A 15,575-nucleotide genomic window follows, 5' to 3' on the forward strand; every position below is an offset into this window, starting at 1 on the left:
CTGCGCACTGGCGCCGCCGCCGTGGCGGGCGGTTATGCCGCCGCCGAAGCGCGCAGGCGATGGACGATCTGGTTGTCCTTGCCATGCGTGAGCGGGCTCAACTGGATATCGAATTCGATTTCCTTGTAGTCGTCCGCTTTCAGGCCGAGCGTAGCGCCGCCGGTCTTCTCGACCACGTGCGGGATCAGGTCCTCGCGCGTGGCATAGGCGAAGTCGTCCCAGATCAGCGGATCGCCCTCGATGTTGATTTGCGTCGTGAGCTTGCGATGCTGTTCGCTGGTCACGAAGAAGTGCACGTGCGCCGGACGGTTGCCGTGTCGGGCCAGCGCGTCGAGCAGTTGCTGCGTGGCGCCTTGCGGCGGACAACCGTAGCCCACCGGCATCAGCGTGCGGAATTCGTACTTGCCTTGCGCATCGGTGCGCACGGCGCCGCGCAAATTGAACGGCGATTGCGCGCCCGTCGGATCGAAGTGTGAATAGAAGCCGTTCGAGTTGGCATGCCAGCACTCGACGACAGCGCCCGCCACCGGTTGACCGTCAGGGCCGGTCACCTTGCCGCGAATCACCAGCGGGCCAGCGTCGGCATCTGCATCGAGGTCGATCTTCGACACCGCGTCGCGCAGCGGCGCACCAGCGACGTAGAGCGGGCCTTCGATGGTGCGCGGCGTGCCGCCTTCAATCTCGGCGGCCCGGTCCTCGGCGTCCATGCGCACGTCGAGATACTTCTCGAGGCCGAGGCCGGCGGCCAACAGTGCCGCCTCGCCATCCTGGCCCAGTTTGTTGAAATAGTTGACGCCGGCCCAGATTTCATCCGGCGTAATATCGAGGTCGTCGATCGCTTTGAAAAGGTCGCTCAGCAAGCGATGTACGATTTGCTTGGTGCGCGTATCGCCGGTCGGATTTCCGAGATTGGCAGCGGCGCTCAACAGCGCTTGCACTTCGCTCGTGTCGAATACTTTCACGCTCATGTCTTCTCCTACCTCTATTCGAATTTTGCTGGGGTTAACCCGTGCACCAAGCATTCGTCGTCCATACGCGATAGGTATAATCGAGCACTGATGCAGAGCATGAAGTCAGGATAATGACGGGGTATAGCACCGTCCAACACTGATTTAGTATCGGCGCGATATCTGAAAGGTATGAAATGAATATTGAGTTGCGCCATATGCGCTACTTCGTGGCGGTTGCTGAAGAACGCAACTTCACGCGCGCCGCCGCACGGCTGCATATCGCACAGCCGCCGCTCAGTCGCCAGATTCAGCAACTCGAGGAGTTGCTCGGCGTTCAACTGTTCGAGCGCGACTCGCGTCCGCTCAAACTGACCGACACGGGGCGCTTTTTTTATTCGCACGCGGTGCAGTTGCTCGCGCAAACCTCCGAACTCGAATCGATGACGCGGCGCGTGGGCAAGATCGATCGCAGCCTGTCGGTCGGTTTTGTCGGCTCGACGCTCTACGGCATGCTGCCGAAGATCATCCGGCGTTTTCGCGGGGAGAACAGCACGGTTGCACTGAGTCTGCACGAGATGTCGACAATGGATCAGATCCAGGCGCTCAAGGAAGGCCGCATCGATGTCGGCTTCGGCCGCATTCGTCACGAAGACCCGAGCATTCGTCGCGTGGTGCTGCGCGAGGAACGCATGATCGTCGCCCTGCCGCTCGGCCATCCGTTGATCGAGACCAAGCCAGTTCTGTCGCTGCACGACCTCGTGTCGGAAACGCTGATCATTTTTCCCCAAGCCCCTCGCCCGAGCTATGCCGATCAGGTGCTTGCAGCCTTCCACGATCGTGCGCTCAAGCCGGAGCGCATCTACGAGACACGGGAGTTGCAGATTGCGCTCGGGCTTGTCGCGGCTGGCGAAGGCATCGCCATCGTGCCGCAGAGCGTCAATGGCCTCAAACGCGACGACATCGCCTATAAGGAACTCGACGATCCCAATCTTGTATCGCCGATTATCCTGAGCATGCGATTGCTCGACGAGTCGCCCGATATTCGCGCCATGCTCGAATTGATCTACGACCTCTACGTCGAGGGGAACATGGAGCACCTCCCGCCCTCGGACCTCGGCTCACCCTAATCGACACCATACCCGGCAGGTATTGAACAAGACGCCATCGGTCTTGGACAGCGACATAACGCGGCTTGCATACTGCGATTCACTGTCCAACTGTATCTCCCGGGTATGAAACCAACCGTCAGCTCCATCGAGGCCATTCTGGTCGACCTGCCGACCATTCGCGCGCACCAGCTCGCGATGACGACGATGCAGAAGCAAACACTGGTGATCGTCAGGCTGCGTTGCAGCGACGGCATCGAAGGCATCGGGGAGGCCACCACGATCGGTGGGTTGTCCTACGGCGAGGAAAGCCCGGAGGGCATCAAGCTCGCGATCGACACCTATCTTGCGCCCGCATTGAGCGAGGTCGACGCCACCAATGTGCACGCGGCCATGGTGCGCCTGGACAAGGTCGCGCGCGGCAATCGCTTCGCCAAGTCTGCGCTGGAAACGGCCTTGCTCGATGCCCAGGCGAAGCGTCTTGACGTGCCGCTCGTCACGCTCCTGGGCGGCGCGGTGCGCGAAACGCTCCCGACGCTTTGGACGCTGGCCAGTGGCGATACCACACGCGACATCGACGAGGCTGAGCGCCTGCTGGCCGAGCGCCGTCACAACACCTTCAAGCTCAAGATCGGGCGGCGGGCCGTAAGCGATGACGTGGCCCACGTTGCCGCGATCAAGCGCGCCCTGGGCGACCGTGCGCGGGTCACGGTGGACGTCAATCAGGCATGGAACGAAGCGGAAGCGGCCACGGGCATCGCCGCGCTCGAAGCCGCCGGCGTCGACCTGATCGAGCAACCGATCCCACGCGACCAGCGCGCCGGCCTGGCACGACTGGCGGCTCGCTTTGTCGTGCCGATCATGGCCGACGAAGCGATCCTCGGTGCCGAGGACGCCATTGAACTCGTGCGCGGCGGTTGTGCCGATGTGTTCGCTCTGAAGATCGCCAAGGCTGGCGGTCTTTACGGCACGCTGCGTGCCGCCGCCGTTGGCGATGCCGCGGGTGTCGCGCTCTATGGCGGCACCATGCTCGAAGGCACGATCGGCTCGATCGCGGCGGCGCACTGCTTCTGCACGCTTCGTCAACTCGCCTGGGGTACCGAGCTGTTCGGGCCGCTGTTGCTCAAGGACGATATCGTCGTCGAGCGGCCGACCTACCGCGAGTTCGCGCTGCACCTGCCCACCGGCGTGGGCCTGGGCGTCACGATCGACGAGGACAAGCTCGCCCACTATCGTCGCGACACGCAGCGCGTCGTCACTGGCGCGCGATAGGCCAGGTTCCGCGAGCGACCTGCGCACTGCGGCCCGCCGGGTGTTGCGCCGAACGACACGGGTGCATGCCCATCGCCTTCCATCCAAACCCCATGGCGCACCGAATGGCGGCACGCACGTGCCGCCATTCCCGCCGACCTGAGAGAGACACCGTATGTCCGCCATCCTCGACACGGCGATTGAAACGCCCGGCGACACGTATATCGAAACGAGAAACGGCCGCTTTCGCGTCGCGATTTCCGGCCCGGTATCCGCGCCGGTGCTGGTGCTGAGCAACTCGCTCGGCACGACGCTGGAGATGTGGGACGCGCAGGTGCCGGGTTTGGCGCGCGACTTCCGTGTCGTGCGCTACGACACGAGAGGACACGGCGGCAGCATCGTCACGCAGGGGCCTTATACGTTCGACCAGTTGGGCGATGACGTCGTCGCGCTGCTCGACGCGCTGGACGTGCCTCGCGCGAGCTTCTGCGGCGTATCGATGGGCGGGCATACGGGCTTGTGGCTGGGTCTGCATGCGCCAACGCGCTTCAACGCGATTGCGGTGTGCAACAGCGCCGCCAGGATCGGGACGATCGAGGGGTGGACGACCCGCGCCACGCAGGTCCGTACAGATGGAAAAGCTGCGATGGCGGCGTTGGCCGCATCCTCGCCGTCGCGCTGGTTTACCGAGGGCTTCATCGCGCGCGAGCCGGCGCGCGTGGCGCTCGCGCAGGCCGGGATTGCGGCGCTTGCGCCGGAAGGCTACGCGTCGTGCTGCGACGCCCTGGCGACCTCTGACCTCAGAGACGAGATCTCGGCGATCAAGGTACCGACACTGTTGATCGCCGGCGAGTTCGACCCGGTGACGACGGCGGCCGATGCGCAGGCGATGCAACGCGCCATCGCCGGATCGACAGTGGTGTCGGTGCCGGCCTCGCATCTGTCGAACATCGAGGCGCCGGCGCAGTTCGAGGCCGCGCTGGTCCAGTTCCTCGCCAGGGCGCTTGCCTGACGCGAGGCGCATCGGAGGTCGCAACCGATCTCCGCGCGATTCATATCACAGTCGTCGTGGCGTGGCCCCACCTGTGACTGTCAAGGGCACTTCGCCCGCGCTTCAAGGAGAGTGAAATGCTGTATCTGGTTCATATGATCGTTCGGATTCCCGATACGGTGCCGGCGGAAGAGGCTGCGCGTATCAAGGCGGCGGAAAAAGAGTATTCGCAATCGTTGCAACGCTCGGGAAAGTGGCCCAGCATCTGGCGCGTGGTCGGGGAATATGCCAACTACAGCATCTTCGATGTCGAGAGCAACGACGAGCTGCACACGCTGCTGAGCCAGTTGCCCCTGTTTCCGTACATGGACATCTCGGTGACGCCGCTGGCGCGCCACCCGTCGGCGATTTGAGTTTGGGGCGGCGCGCCTGTCGCCGCCTTCGTCGGACAAGCCAGGGGAAATTCCGCCACTAGGCTCGCTCGCCCAGCACCGTGGCTCGCGTGAATGCCTCGATATTGTCCAACAGCGCATCGAGGGCGTCGCCTGCGCGCTTCACTTCGCCCGCGGCAATCGCTTCCGCGACTTCCGCATGCAGGCGTGCCATGGTGGGCAAATCGGCCGCTTCCTTGTAGTGGTAGTACCAGAAGCGACGCGCCAGTCCGTGCAACAAACGCATCGCGCCCTCGGCGAACTCGTTGCGCGCGGCCACGAGGCACAATTCGTTGAACTCGCGGTCAGCGCGCACGAACTCCACATCCTTGCCGCTGCGGGCCGAACTCTTGAATGCCTTCGCCAGACGCGTGAAATGCTCGCGCTGTTCGGCCGTCGCCTTCTTTGCTGCGCTTCGCGCAATCAAGCGCTCCACCTCACGTCGCGTCTCCAGCAAGCGCAGTTGCTTGGCGACGTCCATCGGCGGGATGAGTAACCCTCGTTGCGGCAACACCACGATCAAATGCTCGCGGGCCAGTCGCTGCACGGCCTCCCGGATCGGCGTTCGGCCGAAGCCCGTCATCTCGCTCAGTTGCAGTTCCGACAAGGTCGACCCCGGCGCGAGCCGCAGCGTCACGATCGCCTCTTCAATCCACTCGTAAGCCATATCGACCATGCGACCTCGCGGGATGGCTTCCCGTGCGTCATCCGGGACATGGGGCACTGGTTTCCCCGTGCGTTGCGTCGCTTTTTTTGTCGCCATTGGGTCGATGCTTCAGAGCAAATATTAATTGTATATCACCTGCTCTCAAGGCTTCGACGGCGCGCCGCGCGCTGTACGTCTGCGGTGCGCAGTGCCACATCACCTCACCATTTTTGCTCGCCCCTCGCCTACCCCCCCGAGTTTTCCCTCGTTGTCGACGACTTGTTTTCACAAACTAACATGCTATTATTAATCAACTAATATATTACTAACAGAAGGGGCACGCGATGGATATTCGCCATGTGGGAATGCCCGAGGGCTTTCCGGTCGTCGCCCTGCATGGCATTCAAGGCACGAGCGACTCCTGGATTCCTGTCGCGACCGCATTGGGAGACGCATTCCATTTCGTCTTGCCCAACATGCCCGGTCGCGGCGACGCCGAATCGCCAAGCGGGCCAAAGGCATGCAGCGCCGACAACTTCGCGCGGATTGCCAGCCTGTCGATTGAACAGGAAGTCGGCGCTCGTCCTTATGCGCTGGCCGGCTGGAGCATGGGGGTATCGGTCATCCTCGAGTTGATGGCGCAGTTGGCGAACGGCACGGCACGTCATCACCCGCCGGCGGCCATTGTGCTGTTGTCCGGCACCGCGCAGTTGGACGAGGTTGCCTGGTTCAAGGCATCCGAACAGACCGCCCTACTCAACGAAATTCGGCACAGGCAAATGCGCTTGGGTCTGACGCACGCGGCGGATCCGCTCACTGTGTCGTGGACATGGAATGCGCTGAAGCGGATGTCCCACCTCCGGCATCTGGTGCACGTCGACGTGCCCACGCTGCTTATCCACGGCAGCGACGACGAAGACTGTCCCATCGAGCACGCACATCGCGTGCGAGAGGGAATTCGCTGCGCAACGCTGCAAGTGATTCCGGGCGCGCGCCACTCGATCCTGACGCAGAACACGCAAGCGGTCTGCGTCGCCATGCGCCACTTTCTCACGCAATACAGCACGGCATCCCGATGCCCGAGCACCCCGGAGACAAATTCATGAGGCTTGACGATTGCATCCACTTTTGTGCCCCCTCCCGACTGATCATCGAGCGTGGCTACCGTCAAAAGCTTCCCCATCTTTTGCAGCGCATCGGCTATCGGCGAGGATTGCTCGTCACCGATCGCTTCTTTTCGGATCGAACCCCTTGGGTGAACGACTACGTGAGCGCCTGCGAACGCCTCGGTATTCACGTCGATGTCTTTGCGGGCGGCCAACCCGACCCCACGACCGACCTGTGCGACCGTGCGACGGCCGAACTGCGCGTCCATCTTGACGGTCATCTGCCCGACCACATCGTTTCCCTGGGCGGCGGCAGCAACATCGATCTGGCCAAGGCGCTGTGCGTCACCCTGACTGCAGGGCGGCCCATTCGCGACTTCAGTGCCGGCATCACGAGCGATGCACCGGTCATCGACCACGTCTCGGTGCCCACGACGGCGGGCACGGGCTCTGAGCTGACCCCCGGCACCATTCTGTTCGACACGTCCACCGGTATCAAGACCGCCGTGATGGACAATCGGCTTCGCCCGGTCATCGCCGCCATCGACCCCGAACTCACCTTCACCTGCCCGCCCAAAGTCACGGCGGAATCCGGCATCGACGCCCTGACGCATGCGCTCGAGTCGTTTGTCACCCTTGACTCAAGCCGGTTCGAGCGAGGCGGCAACGTCGACCCGGGCTATAGCGGTCGCAGCGGCTTGACCATGATGTTTGCGCGCGAATCCATCCGGCTTTGCGCCCAGTATCTGCTTCGTTCCTATCAGGACGGACACGATGTCGAGGCACGGGTCGGCATGTGCTATGCGAGCGTCTATGCGGCGATGTCCTACGGCAGCGCAGGGCTGAATGCGGTGCATGGCATTGCTTACGGCGTCGCCGCTCTGACGCACCAATCCCACGGGGCGACGAATGCCGTTGTCTTGCCCTATGTCATCGACGCCCTGCGCGAGTCCCGACATGCCGAACTTCTGGAGGTCGCCCGAATGTTCGGCATTCAGACGGCCGACGAAGTCCAGGCGGTGCGCGCATTACCGCACCAATTACGCGAACTGGTCGGCAAGCTTGGGATTCCCACCGATCTCAACGCGTTTGGCGTCACGCGGACATCGCTACAGGAATTGCTCACCGATTCGCTTGGCGTGACTCGGTTGGCGAAAGCGTTCCCGGTTGGGAATATTGAAGACAGCTATGCGGACATTATCAATAACGCGTGGCATAACCGTCTTCAAGACGAGACGACAGCGAGACTCGCCGCAGACTGAGCCTTTCTGCCCGGCGCTGTAGCGACGCAAAGACACCACTAGAATTCGGCCGGGCCTACCGGCCTCTTTGCGCCTCGATGTCTAACATGTTAGCTGATTATCAGCAACATACATTGGAGGAGACACAAATATGGATATGTCCGTCGCCGCTTCGCGGCTGGGTGTTGGGGTTGCCGCGCGTCTAGAGCGGCTGCCGATGACCCGCTACCAGAGAACGCTGTTCTCGATCATTGCCACCGCCTGGTTCTTCGATTCCATGGACCTGGGTCTGATGACCTTTGTTCTGGGGTCGATCAAGACGGAATTCGGCCTCTCGGCCTCGCAAACAGGACTACTGGCCAGCGCCAGCTTCCTTGGGATGTTTGCCGGCGCTGCAATAGCGGGCCTGCTCGCGGACAAATTCGGCCGAAAGCCGGTCTTCCAGATCAGCATGATTTTCTGGGGCGTCGGTAGTCTGATGTGCGGCTTCGCGCACAACGTCGATTCGCTGATGTTGTACCGGGTGGTGCTTGGCTTTGGCATGGGCATGGAGTTCCCCATCGGCCTGTCGATGGTCTCGGAGATCGTGCCGGCCAAAAGCCGTGGCAAGTATGTAGCAATCCTGGAAGGTTTTTGGCCCATCGGGTTCATCGTTGCCGGCGCGCTCTCTTACTTCATGCTTCCGGTCATCGGCTGGCGTGGCATTTTCATCGCCTTGTCGGTCCCGGCCGTGTTTGTGTTCGTCATCCGGCGCGTGGTGCCCGAGTCGCCTCGGTGGCTCGAAGACACTGGACGGATGACCGAAGCCTCGGACGTGATGAATAGCATCGAGGCCAAGGTGGAGAAAGCCTACGGACGCAAGTTGCCCGCGCCCACATCGACGCCGAGCGCGCCTCGCGCCCAAACCGGCAGGAAGGCGCTCTTCGCCGAGCTTTGGACCGGCATCTATGCCAAACGGACGGTCATGCTCTGGACCACGTGGTTCTTCGCCTTACTCGGCTACTACGGACTGACGACGTGGCTGGGCGCGCTGCTCCAACAGGCCGGCTATGAGCTGACCAAATCGGTTCTCTACACGGTCTACATCTCACTGGCGGGGATTCCCGGGTTCATGTTCTCGGCGTGGTTGCTCGAGAAATGGGGCCGCAAGCCAACGTGCGCACTGATGCTGCTGGGAAGTGCGGCAGCCGCATACCTTTACGGTCAGGCCGCTGGCACCAAGGCCCCTATCGAACAATTGATTGCCGCCGGACTGATGATGCAATTTTTCCTGTTCGGCATGTGGTCGGTGCTGTACGCCTACACGCCCGAGCTTTATCCGACCCGCACGCGCGCGACAGGCTCCGGCTTCGCGTCGTCCATCGGACGCGTCGGCTCCCTGGCGGGCCCCTTTGCCATTGGCGTACTGCTTCCCTCGTGGGGACAGGCGGGCGTCTTCACCCTGGGCGCCCTCTCCTTCGTCATTGCAGCGCTCGCCGTGTTGCTGCTGGGCGTGGAGACCAAAGGCCGATCGCTTGAAGACGTTTCGCATTGACGCGCTGATCGGTGGGCAATCCTGCCCGCCGATACCCCTTCCACGAGCGCCATCCGATTGATTTAAACGCAGGAGACAACCCGTGATTACCGAGCGTCAATTGAAATTCCGAGAGCAGTACAAATCCGACATCAGCCCGATGTACAACGGCCTGTTGCACATTGTCGTGATGTATATCGTGGCCATCGGTGCGGTCGTCTATGCCGTCAGCCGGTTGCAGCATCCGACCTGGGAATGGCTGTTGATGATTCCGGTCTTCCTGGCAGGCAACTTCGTGGAGTGGTTCATGCATCGCTTCGTGATGCATCGTCGCGTGAATGTCTGGGGCTTGCGCGAGATTTACAACCGCCACACTCGCCAGCACCACCAATACTTCAGCGACCAGTTGTCGACGATCGACACGACGCGCGAATTTCGCATCGTCTTCTTTCCGTGGCGCGTGCTGATGACGCTGGGCGTTGGCGGCGGTGCCCTCGGCTATCTGACCTCACTGATTCTGCGGCCGAATGCCGGCTGGATGGTCTTTCTGACGATGGTCGGCCAGTATGTGATCTACGAGACGTTCCATTACTGCTGTCACTGTCATGAGAACTGGTTCGTGCGCAACATGCCGTTCATCAATACGATTCGCCGGCATCACACCGCCCACCACAACATGGGCATCATGATGAAATACAACATGAACCTGACGTTCCCGATTGCCGACTGGTACATGGGGAGCAGCGACTTGCGTCGAGGCCTGCTCGGCCACCTGTTCAACGGCTACAGCGAAAAGCACATCAAGAGCGAGCTGAAGCCGATCATCGCCAAGTTCAAGGACGACCACTCGCAAGTCACCCTGGATGGTCCCATTCTCACGGCGGAAGAACAAAAAGCGATGACGGCGATTTGAGGTCTTGAAGTCTGCGGCGCGTGGGGAACGGCGAAATGCCCTTGAGCACTCGTTCGTTTTCCACCGCGTTGAACGGCGCAGTTATCGACCGCCCCCCTGACGCCGCGCCGCGCCAGGCCACAAGATCGCACCACCCCGCTCATACTGCGCGGGGTAGCGGATGCGGTTTATCTCACCGAGCACCTCGGCAGCATGCCACGGCCAGCGCGGATCGTCGATGAACGCGCGGCCCAACGCCACGCAATCGGCCGCGCCGTCGGTCAGCACCCGTTCCGCCTGACGCGGATCCGTAATCAGGCCGACCGCCCGCGTCACGAGTCCGGTGCGGCGCTTGACTTCGGCAGCCAGGTGCACCTGATACCCCGGCTCGACCGGAATCGTCGCCGGTGCGACGCCCCCCGACGTTACGCACGCATAATCGACGCCGAACGCGTCCAACGCCTGTGCAAACGCGACCGCCTCGTCGGGGGTCACGCCATCCGCGCGCCAGTCGCTACCCGTCAACCGAACGCCCATCGAGACGCTTGCCGGCAAGGCCTCGCGTACCGCGCGCACCACGGCCAACGGGAAGCGCATACGGTTGTCCAGCGATCCGCCGAAGTCGTCGGTCCGATCGTTGGCGAGCGGCGAAAGGAACTGGTGCAGCAGATAGCCGTGCGCCGCATGGATTTCCACCACGTCGACCCCCACGCGCGCCGCGCGCAACGCGGCCGCGACGAACGCGTCGCGCACCCGGCGCATGGCGCCCTCATCCATCGCACGCGGTACGTGCCAGTCATCGGCGAATGCAATGGCGGACGGCGCGTCCGTCGGCCACGGTTCGTCCGCGTCGGACAATGCGCCGCGTCCCTCCCAGGGACGTTGCGCCGATGCCTTCCGACCTGCATGCCCCAACTGGATGCCCCAACGGGTTTCGGGATTGATGGCGCGAGCGGAGGTCATGACCGCGGCCAGCGCGGCCTCGCTCGCGTCGTCGTAGAGACCCAGGCATCCGTGCGTGATGCGGCCCCGGCGCTCGACGGCCGTCGCCTCGAGCATGACCAGCCCGGCGTTCGAGATCGCCAGTTGCATCAGGTGCATACGGTGCCATTCGTTGGCGCAACCGTCGTTCGCGCTGTATTGGCACATCGGGGCCACCACGATCCGATTGTTCACGCGAACATTGCCGAGTTGCAACGGGGAAAACAGAAGACTGGTCATGAAGTTTGAAGTGCTACCGTCGGGAAATGCATCGCGACCGCACCGTCGGTCGCCTCGTACGCCTAATCTAGCATGGGCGGGCGGCTCCTTGCCGCCCGCCCATATGCCTCAGACCGCGTGCGCGATGACGTGATCGACCACCTGTTCGTGCGTCGCGAACCAGACGTCCTTCGTCTTCATATGACGAATCAGTTCGTCGAGGATCCAGATGCGCGAGCGCGCCGTGATGACGTGCGGATGCATCGTCAACTGGAAGATGCCGCCGTGCTCGTACGCGTAGTCGAACTCGCGCCGGAAGATGTTGAAGACGTCTTCCGGCGACGTGTACGGGCGCAGCGACTGAAAGCGCTGCATGCTCAAGTAGACTGCGTCGTCGCGTATCCACTCGACGGGCAACTCGACCACGCCGGTTGGCTCGCCGTTGAGCAGCAGCTCGTAGCAGTCCTCGTCCGCCATCAGCGACGAGTCGTAGCGCAACCCCATCTCCTTGGCGATGCGCAGCGTGTGCGGACTGAAGTCCCATGACGGTGTGCGCATGCCGACCGCGCGTACGCCCGTCACGCGTTCCAGCGTGTCCGCCGCGCGAAACATCAGGTCACGCTCAGCCTCGTAAGGCAGCACCGAGTTCAGTTCATGGATCCAGCCGTGAATGCCAATCTCGTGGCCTTCGGCGATCACGCGGCGCTGCTCGTCTTCATGCAACAGCGCGGCGACCGCAGGCACGTAGAAGCTGGCCTTGACGTCATGACGCGCCAGGATCTCCAGGATTCTCGGCATGCCGACGCGCGCGCCATACTGGCCCCAGCTCAGTCGGCCAATCGACTTGCCGCCGTCGCGTAGTTCGTTCGTTTCATGGTCGCTGTCGAACGACAGCGCCACGGCACAGCGCGCGTTGCCAGGCCATTGCTTCGGCTTGAGCGTACGCCCGGCACGCGTATGGTTGACTGCCGCGCGCCACGTGGCTTCCGGCCATTGCCACGGTTCGAGTGTTTGCTGCGGGGTATCTGCGGGATTCATAGGGTGTTCCAAGGTAAGTCGCGGCGTCCAGCCGCGTTCAGCGTCCGCCGTCAACGCAGAGAATCTGTCCGTTGACGAACCCGGACAGCTCGGACGCAAAGAAGATCACGGCGCGGGTAATGTCGTCGGCCGTGCCGAAGCGGCGCAACGCGATGCCATCAAGCAAGGTTTTCTGCTTTACCTCGCCCATCGCGGCCCACTGCTTTTCGGTCGCCTCGTTCGTACGGACGAAGCCCGGCGCCACCGAGTTCACGCGAATGCCGAACGGCCCCAGTTCGTGCGCCAGTTGGCGGGTCAACCCGAGCACCGCATGCTTGGCCGCGCAGTAAGCCTGCACGCCCGTGAGCGACGCCTGCAGCGCCGCCCCCGAGCTGATGTTGACGATTGCGCCACGCCCCGCCCGCTTCATGCCGGCGGCGACGGCACGGCTCAATGCAAACGTCGAGCCGAGGTTGATCTCGACGACACGATCCCACTCGGCATCGGTGACACTTTCGAGCGCGCGCGGCGCCTGGCCTGCCACACCGCCGGCGTTATTTATCAGCACATCGATCGCCCGGCCCTGCTGCGACTCGATGTGCCCGATCCAGCCCGTTGCCGCCGATCGATCCGTCAGGTCGACGACCCGTGTGTCGATGCGCGGCGAAGTGAGCGTTTCAAGTGCCTCCTCGCGAATGTCGCAGGCATAGACGTGCGCCCCCAGGGACGCAAACGTCTGCGCAATGACGCGCCCGAAGCCGATGGCCGCGCCGCTCACCGCGACGACCTGGTGTTCAAAGGAGAGGTTCATGCGGCAAGCAGTTCGTCGAGGTTGTGGTCGGCCAGCGCGCGCTCGCCCTTTTCGATTTCTCGAATAGTGCGGCACAGCGCGTCGAGCTTGCGGCAGTCGATGCCATGCGCCCGGCCCGTGTCGACCACGGGCTGGATCTGCATGTCGACTTCGGTGCGACGCTTGCGCACGGCAAGATCGCGCCACACGCCCGAGTGCGTCTTGGCGTTCGGCCGGTTGAAGGCGACCATCGCATCGACGCTCGCGCGGGCGGCCGCCTCGTTGGCGCCCGGCCTGAACGCCGCAGGATCGAAGCCGTTGAAGCCACACGGCTTGATGCCCTGCGCATCGGCGACTTCCAGCACCTCGCCGGCCAGGCCGCGCCACAGCGGCAGCAGTTCCGGACGCGCCAGGCAGTCCGCGATGCCCAACTGGCCAACGGCCTGCGCAAACAGCAGCGAACCATAGGCCAGCTTGCCCCATAGGTACGCGAAGATGTCGTCGGACAGTATCGCGTCAGGCTCGAAATGGCGGATGTCGTCGAAGAGCGTGCGAATGCGAGCCGTGTCGGCGCCATTCGTTTCGCCAACGACGACCGCGCCGCGGTTACCGTAGTGGATCTCGCCCGGCGCGATCCAGTCGGCGCCGAAGTTGACAAAGGCCCCGACGGTGCGCGCTTCGCCGACGGCGTCGGCGATCACCGGCTCGCACAAGCCGTTTTGCAGCGACAGCACGTAACCGTCGTCAGCGAGGTGCGGCAGCAGTGCCGCACAGGCGTCACGCGTGTGGTGCCCCTTGACGGCCAGGAAGACGCGCGGCCAGCCTCCCTTCAGTTCGGCGGGCGTGAACGCCGGTGCGTTGAGAGTGAACGCATCGACGGGCCCCATGATCGACAGACCGCGCGACGGATCGCGAATCGCCTCCACGTGCGCCGAATCGATGTCGACGAACGTCACGGCATAGCCTGCGCGGTGCAGCCAGGCGCCGATGGTTCCGCCGATCGCGCCGGCCCCCCAAATGAGAATGTCTCGTTCCATGTTTGCCTTACTTGAGTGTGTCGTGTGCGGTCTCGCGCATCCCTGCGACGACCGCTCCGGAAATGACGGCTGCCGCAATCAGGTAGTACGTCGGGGAAATCGACGATCCGGTTTGCTGAATGAGGCCCGTCGCAATGAACGGCGCGAAGCCGCCGAAAATCGCCGTCGCCAGGCTGTAGCCGATGGACAGCTGCGTCGTGCGCGAGCGTGTCGGGAACAGCTCGCACAACGCCGCCGGGGCTGCGCCCGAAAACGCCGCGATGAATACGTTGAAGAAGCACTGGATCGCCATCACCGTCATCACGCCCGGGCGGCTCAGAATGATCGAGAACAGCGGGTAGGACAGCAGCGCAAAGACGGCGCAACAGGCCAGCAGCAGCGGCTTGCGGCCAATGCGGTCGGACAGCCAGCCGAAGAACGGGGTCAAGACAACGACGACCACAAGGGCGACAGAGTTCGACGTCAGCGCCTGCGGTTGCGTGAGCCCCGCTTCCTTTGTCAGGAACGTGGGCATGTACGACAGCATGATGTAGTACGAGACGGTCCAGATGATTGTGAATCCGAACGCTCGCGCCATCGACTTGATCGGGGATGCGCCGGTGTCGGGCAATGCCGTGCCGGCTTGTTCGGCCGCTTGTGCCGCCTCGAAGGCCGGGGTTTCCTCCAGCGTTCGTCGCATGTAGATACCGGCGACAAACAGGATGCCGCCGAGCAGAAACGGCACGCGCCACGCCCAGTCGTCTACCTGTTGCGCAGAGAAGTAGCCGATCACGGCCGTCGCCACGACGCTCGACAGCAGGCTGGACGACGCGATCGACGCCTGGCCGAACCCGCCGTAGACGCCGCGCTTGCCGCTTGGCGCCGACTCGACGATCAACGACGTCGAACTGCCCCATTCGCCCCCCGCGGCAAGCCCTTGCAGCAAGCGCAGCAGTACCAGCAGGATCGGTGCGGCAATGCCGATGGAGGCGTACGTCGGCAGCAGGCCAATGCCGATCGTCCCGAGCGCCATGCCGAAAATCGTCAGTTGCAGCGCCACGCGCCGCCCAGCGGTGTCCGCGATTCGACCGATCAGTGCGCCACCAAGCGGCCGCGCCAGAAAGCCGACGCCGAACGTCGCGAAACTCGCCAGCAGGCCGGACACGGCGTCGTCGTGGAAGAACTTGCGCGCAAGGACGGATGCGAGGAATGCGTAGACGATGAAATCGTAGTACTCGAGGACATTGCCGATCATGGCGGCCGCGAGTTGCTTGCGGGATTGCACTCGCACGGCCGGGCGGATGTCGAGAGCGTCGGCCGATAAAGTTTGAGCGCGAGTCATAAAGTCACCTGTCAAAGGCACCACGTCGCACAGTTCGTGCAGGCGATGCGGATTTTTGATATCGTTCGTATATGCGAACACGG

Annotated in this window: 15 protein-coding genes; 8 read left to right on the plus strand and 7 right to left on the minus strand. The window is 63.0% G+C overall.

The window, feature by feature from the left end; genetic code table 11:
* Positions 1–32: 32 nt before the first annotated feature.
* Positions 33–968 (minus strand): catechol 1,2-dioxygenase, encoded by a 936-nt coding sequence (gene catA / locus OYT13_RS18605; RefSeq protein WP_017233925.1) that lies wholly within the window; start codon positions 966–968, stop codon positions 33–35.
* 182 nt (positions 969–1,150) lie between these two features.
* On the opposite strand from catA, the gene OYT13_RS18610 reads away from it, so the two are divergent.
* The 4 genes from OYT13_RS18610 (at position 1,151) to catC (ending at position 4,711) form a co-directional block, all read left to right on the plus strand.
* The gene (locus OYT13_RS18610; protein ID WP_026131948.1) at positions 1,151–2,077 is read left to right on the plus strand and encodes a LysR family transcriptional regulator; all 927 of its coding nucleotides are present in this window, start codon (positions 1,151–1,153) and stop codon (positions 2,075–2,077) included.
* 105 nt (positions 2,078–2,182) lie between these two features.
* Positions 2,183–3,328, plus strand: coding sequence for a muconate/chloromuconate family cycloisomerase (locus OYT13_RS18615; protein WP_268566787.1), 1,146 nt, complete (start codon positions 2,183–2,185; stop codon positions 3,326–3,328).
* Between the two features lie 154 nt (positions 3,329–3,482).
* Complete coding sequence (pcaD, locus tag OYT13_RS18620; RefSeq protein WP_261938089.1) at positions 3,483–4,319, plus strand: 3-oxoadipate enol-lactonase; 837 nt, start codon at positions 3,483–3,485, stop codon at positions 4,317–4,319.
* A gap of 116 nt (positions 4,320–4,435) precedes the next feature.
* Entirely contained in the window at positions 4,436–4,711 is a 276-nt protein-coding gene (gene catC, locus OYT13_RS18625; RefSeq protein ID WP_017233929.1) for a muconolactone Delta-isomerase, read from the plus strand.
* A gap of 58 nt (positions 4,712–4,769) precedes the next feature.
* On the opposite strand, the gene OYT13_RS18630 is transcribed toward catC, so the two are convergent.
* Positions 4,770–5,405 (minus strand): GntR family transcriptional regulator, encoded by a 636-nt coding sequence (locus OYT13_RS18630; RefSeq protein ID WP_017233930.1) that lies wholly within the window; start codon positions 5,403–5,405, stop codon positions 4,770–4,772.
* A 314-nt stretch (positions 5,406–5,719) separates the two neighbouring features.
* On the opposite strand from OYT13_RS18630, the gene OYT13_RS18635 reads away from it, so the two are divergent.
* The 4 genes from OYT13_RS18635 to OYT13_RS18650 all read left to right on the plus strand — a co-directional run bounded on the left by OYT13_RS18635 (position 5,720) and on the right by OYT13_RS18650 (position 10,148).
* Entirely contained in the window at positions 5,720–6,481 is a 762-nt protein-coding gene (locus OYT13_RS18635) for an alpha/beta fold hydrolase (protein ID WP_083902299.1), read from the plus strand.
* The gene (locus OYT13_RS18640; protein ID WP_017233932.1) at positions 6,478–7,743 is read left to right on the plus strand and encodes an iron-containing alcohol dehydrogenase; all 1,266 of its coding nucleotides are present in this window, start codon (positions 6,478–6,480) and stop codon (positions 7,741–7,743) included. The genes OYT13_RS18635 and OYT13_RS18640 overlap by 4 nt, the downstream gene beginning before the upstream one ends.
* Positions 7,744–7,873: 130 nt before the next feature.
* Entirely contained in the window at positions 7,874–9,256 is a 1,383-nt protein-coding gene (locus OYT13_RS18645) for an MFS transporter (RefSeq protein ID WP_017233933.1), read from the plus strand.
* Between the two features lie 82 nt (positions 9,257–9,338).
* Positions 9,339–10,148 (plus strand): fatty acid hydroxylase family protein, encoded by an 810-nt coding sequence (locus tag OYT13_RS18650; protein WP_268566788.1) that lies wholly within the window; start codon positions 9,339–9,341, stop codon positions 10,146–10,148.
* A gap of 81 nt (positions 10,149–10,229) precedes the next feature.
* Here OYT13_RS18650 and OYT13_RS18655 read toward each other — a convergent pair whose 3' ends face one another.
* From OYT13_RS18655 to OYT13_RS18675, 5 genes are all read right to left on the minus strand, one after another.
* Positions 10,230–11,348 (minus strand): NADH:flavin oxidoreductase/NADH oxidase, encoded by a 1,119-nt coding sequence (locus tag OYT13_RS18655; protein ID WP_268566789.1) that lies wholly within the window; start codon positions 11,346–11,348, stop codon positions 10,230–10,232.
* A gap of 108 nt (positions 11,349–11,456) precedes the next feature.
* Positions 11,457–12,365 carry a polysaccharide deacetylase family protein gene (locus tag OYT13_RS18660; protein WP_268566790.1) on the minus strand — a complete coding sequence of 303 codons (909 nt, stop codon included), beginning with the start codon at positions 12,363–12,365 and terminating at the stop codon, positions 11,457–11,459.
* A 37-nt stretch (positions 12,366–12,402) separates the two neighbouring features.
* Positions 12,403–13,155 (minus strand): SDR family NAD(P)-dependent oxidoreductase, encoded by a 753-nt coding sequence (locus OYT13_RS18665; protein WP_268566791.1) that lies wholly within the window; start codon positions 13,153–13,155, stop codon positions 12,403–12,405.
* On the minus strand, positions 13,152–14,171 hold the full coding sequence (locus OYT13_RS18670) for a ketopantoate reductase family protein (protein WP_268566792.1): 1,020 nt from the start codon (positions 14,169–14,171) through the stop codon (positions 13,152–13,154). Before OYT13_RS18670 ends, OYT13_RS18665 begins: the two co-directional genes overlap by 4 nt.
* 7 nt (positions 14,172–14,178) lie before the next feature.
* Positions 14,179–15,492, minus strand: coding sequence for an MFS transporter (locus tag OYT13_RS18675; RefSeq protein WP_268566793.1), 1,314 nt, complete (start codon positions 15,490–15,492; stop codon positions 14,179–14,181).
* Positions 15,493–15,575: the final 83 nt, after the last annotated feature.

It is taken from the genome of Pandoraea sp. XJJ-1 (assembly GCF_026802345.1).
GTDB lineage: Bacteria > Pseudomonadota > Gammaproteobacteria > Burkholderiales > Burkholderiaceae > Pandoraea > Pandoraea cepalis.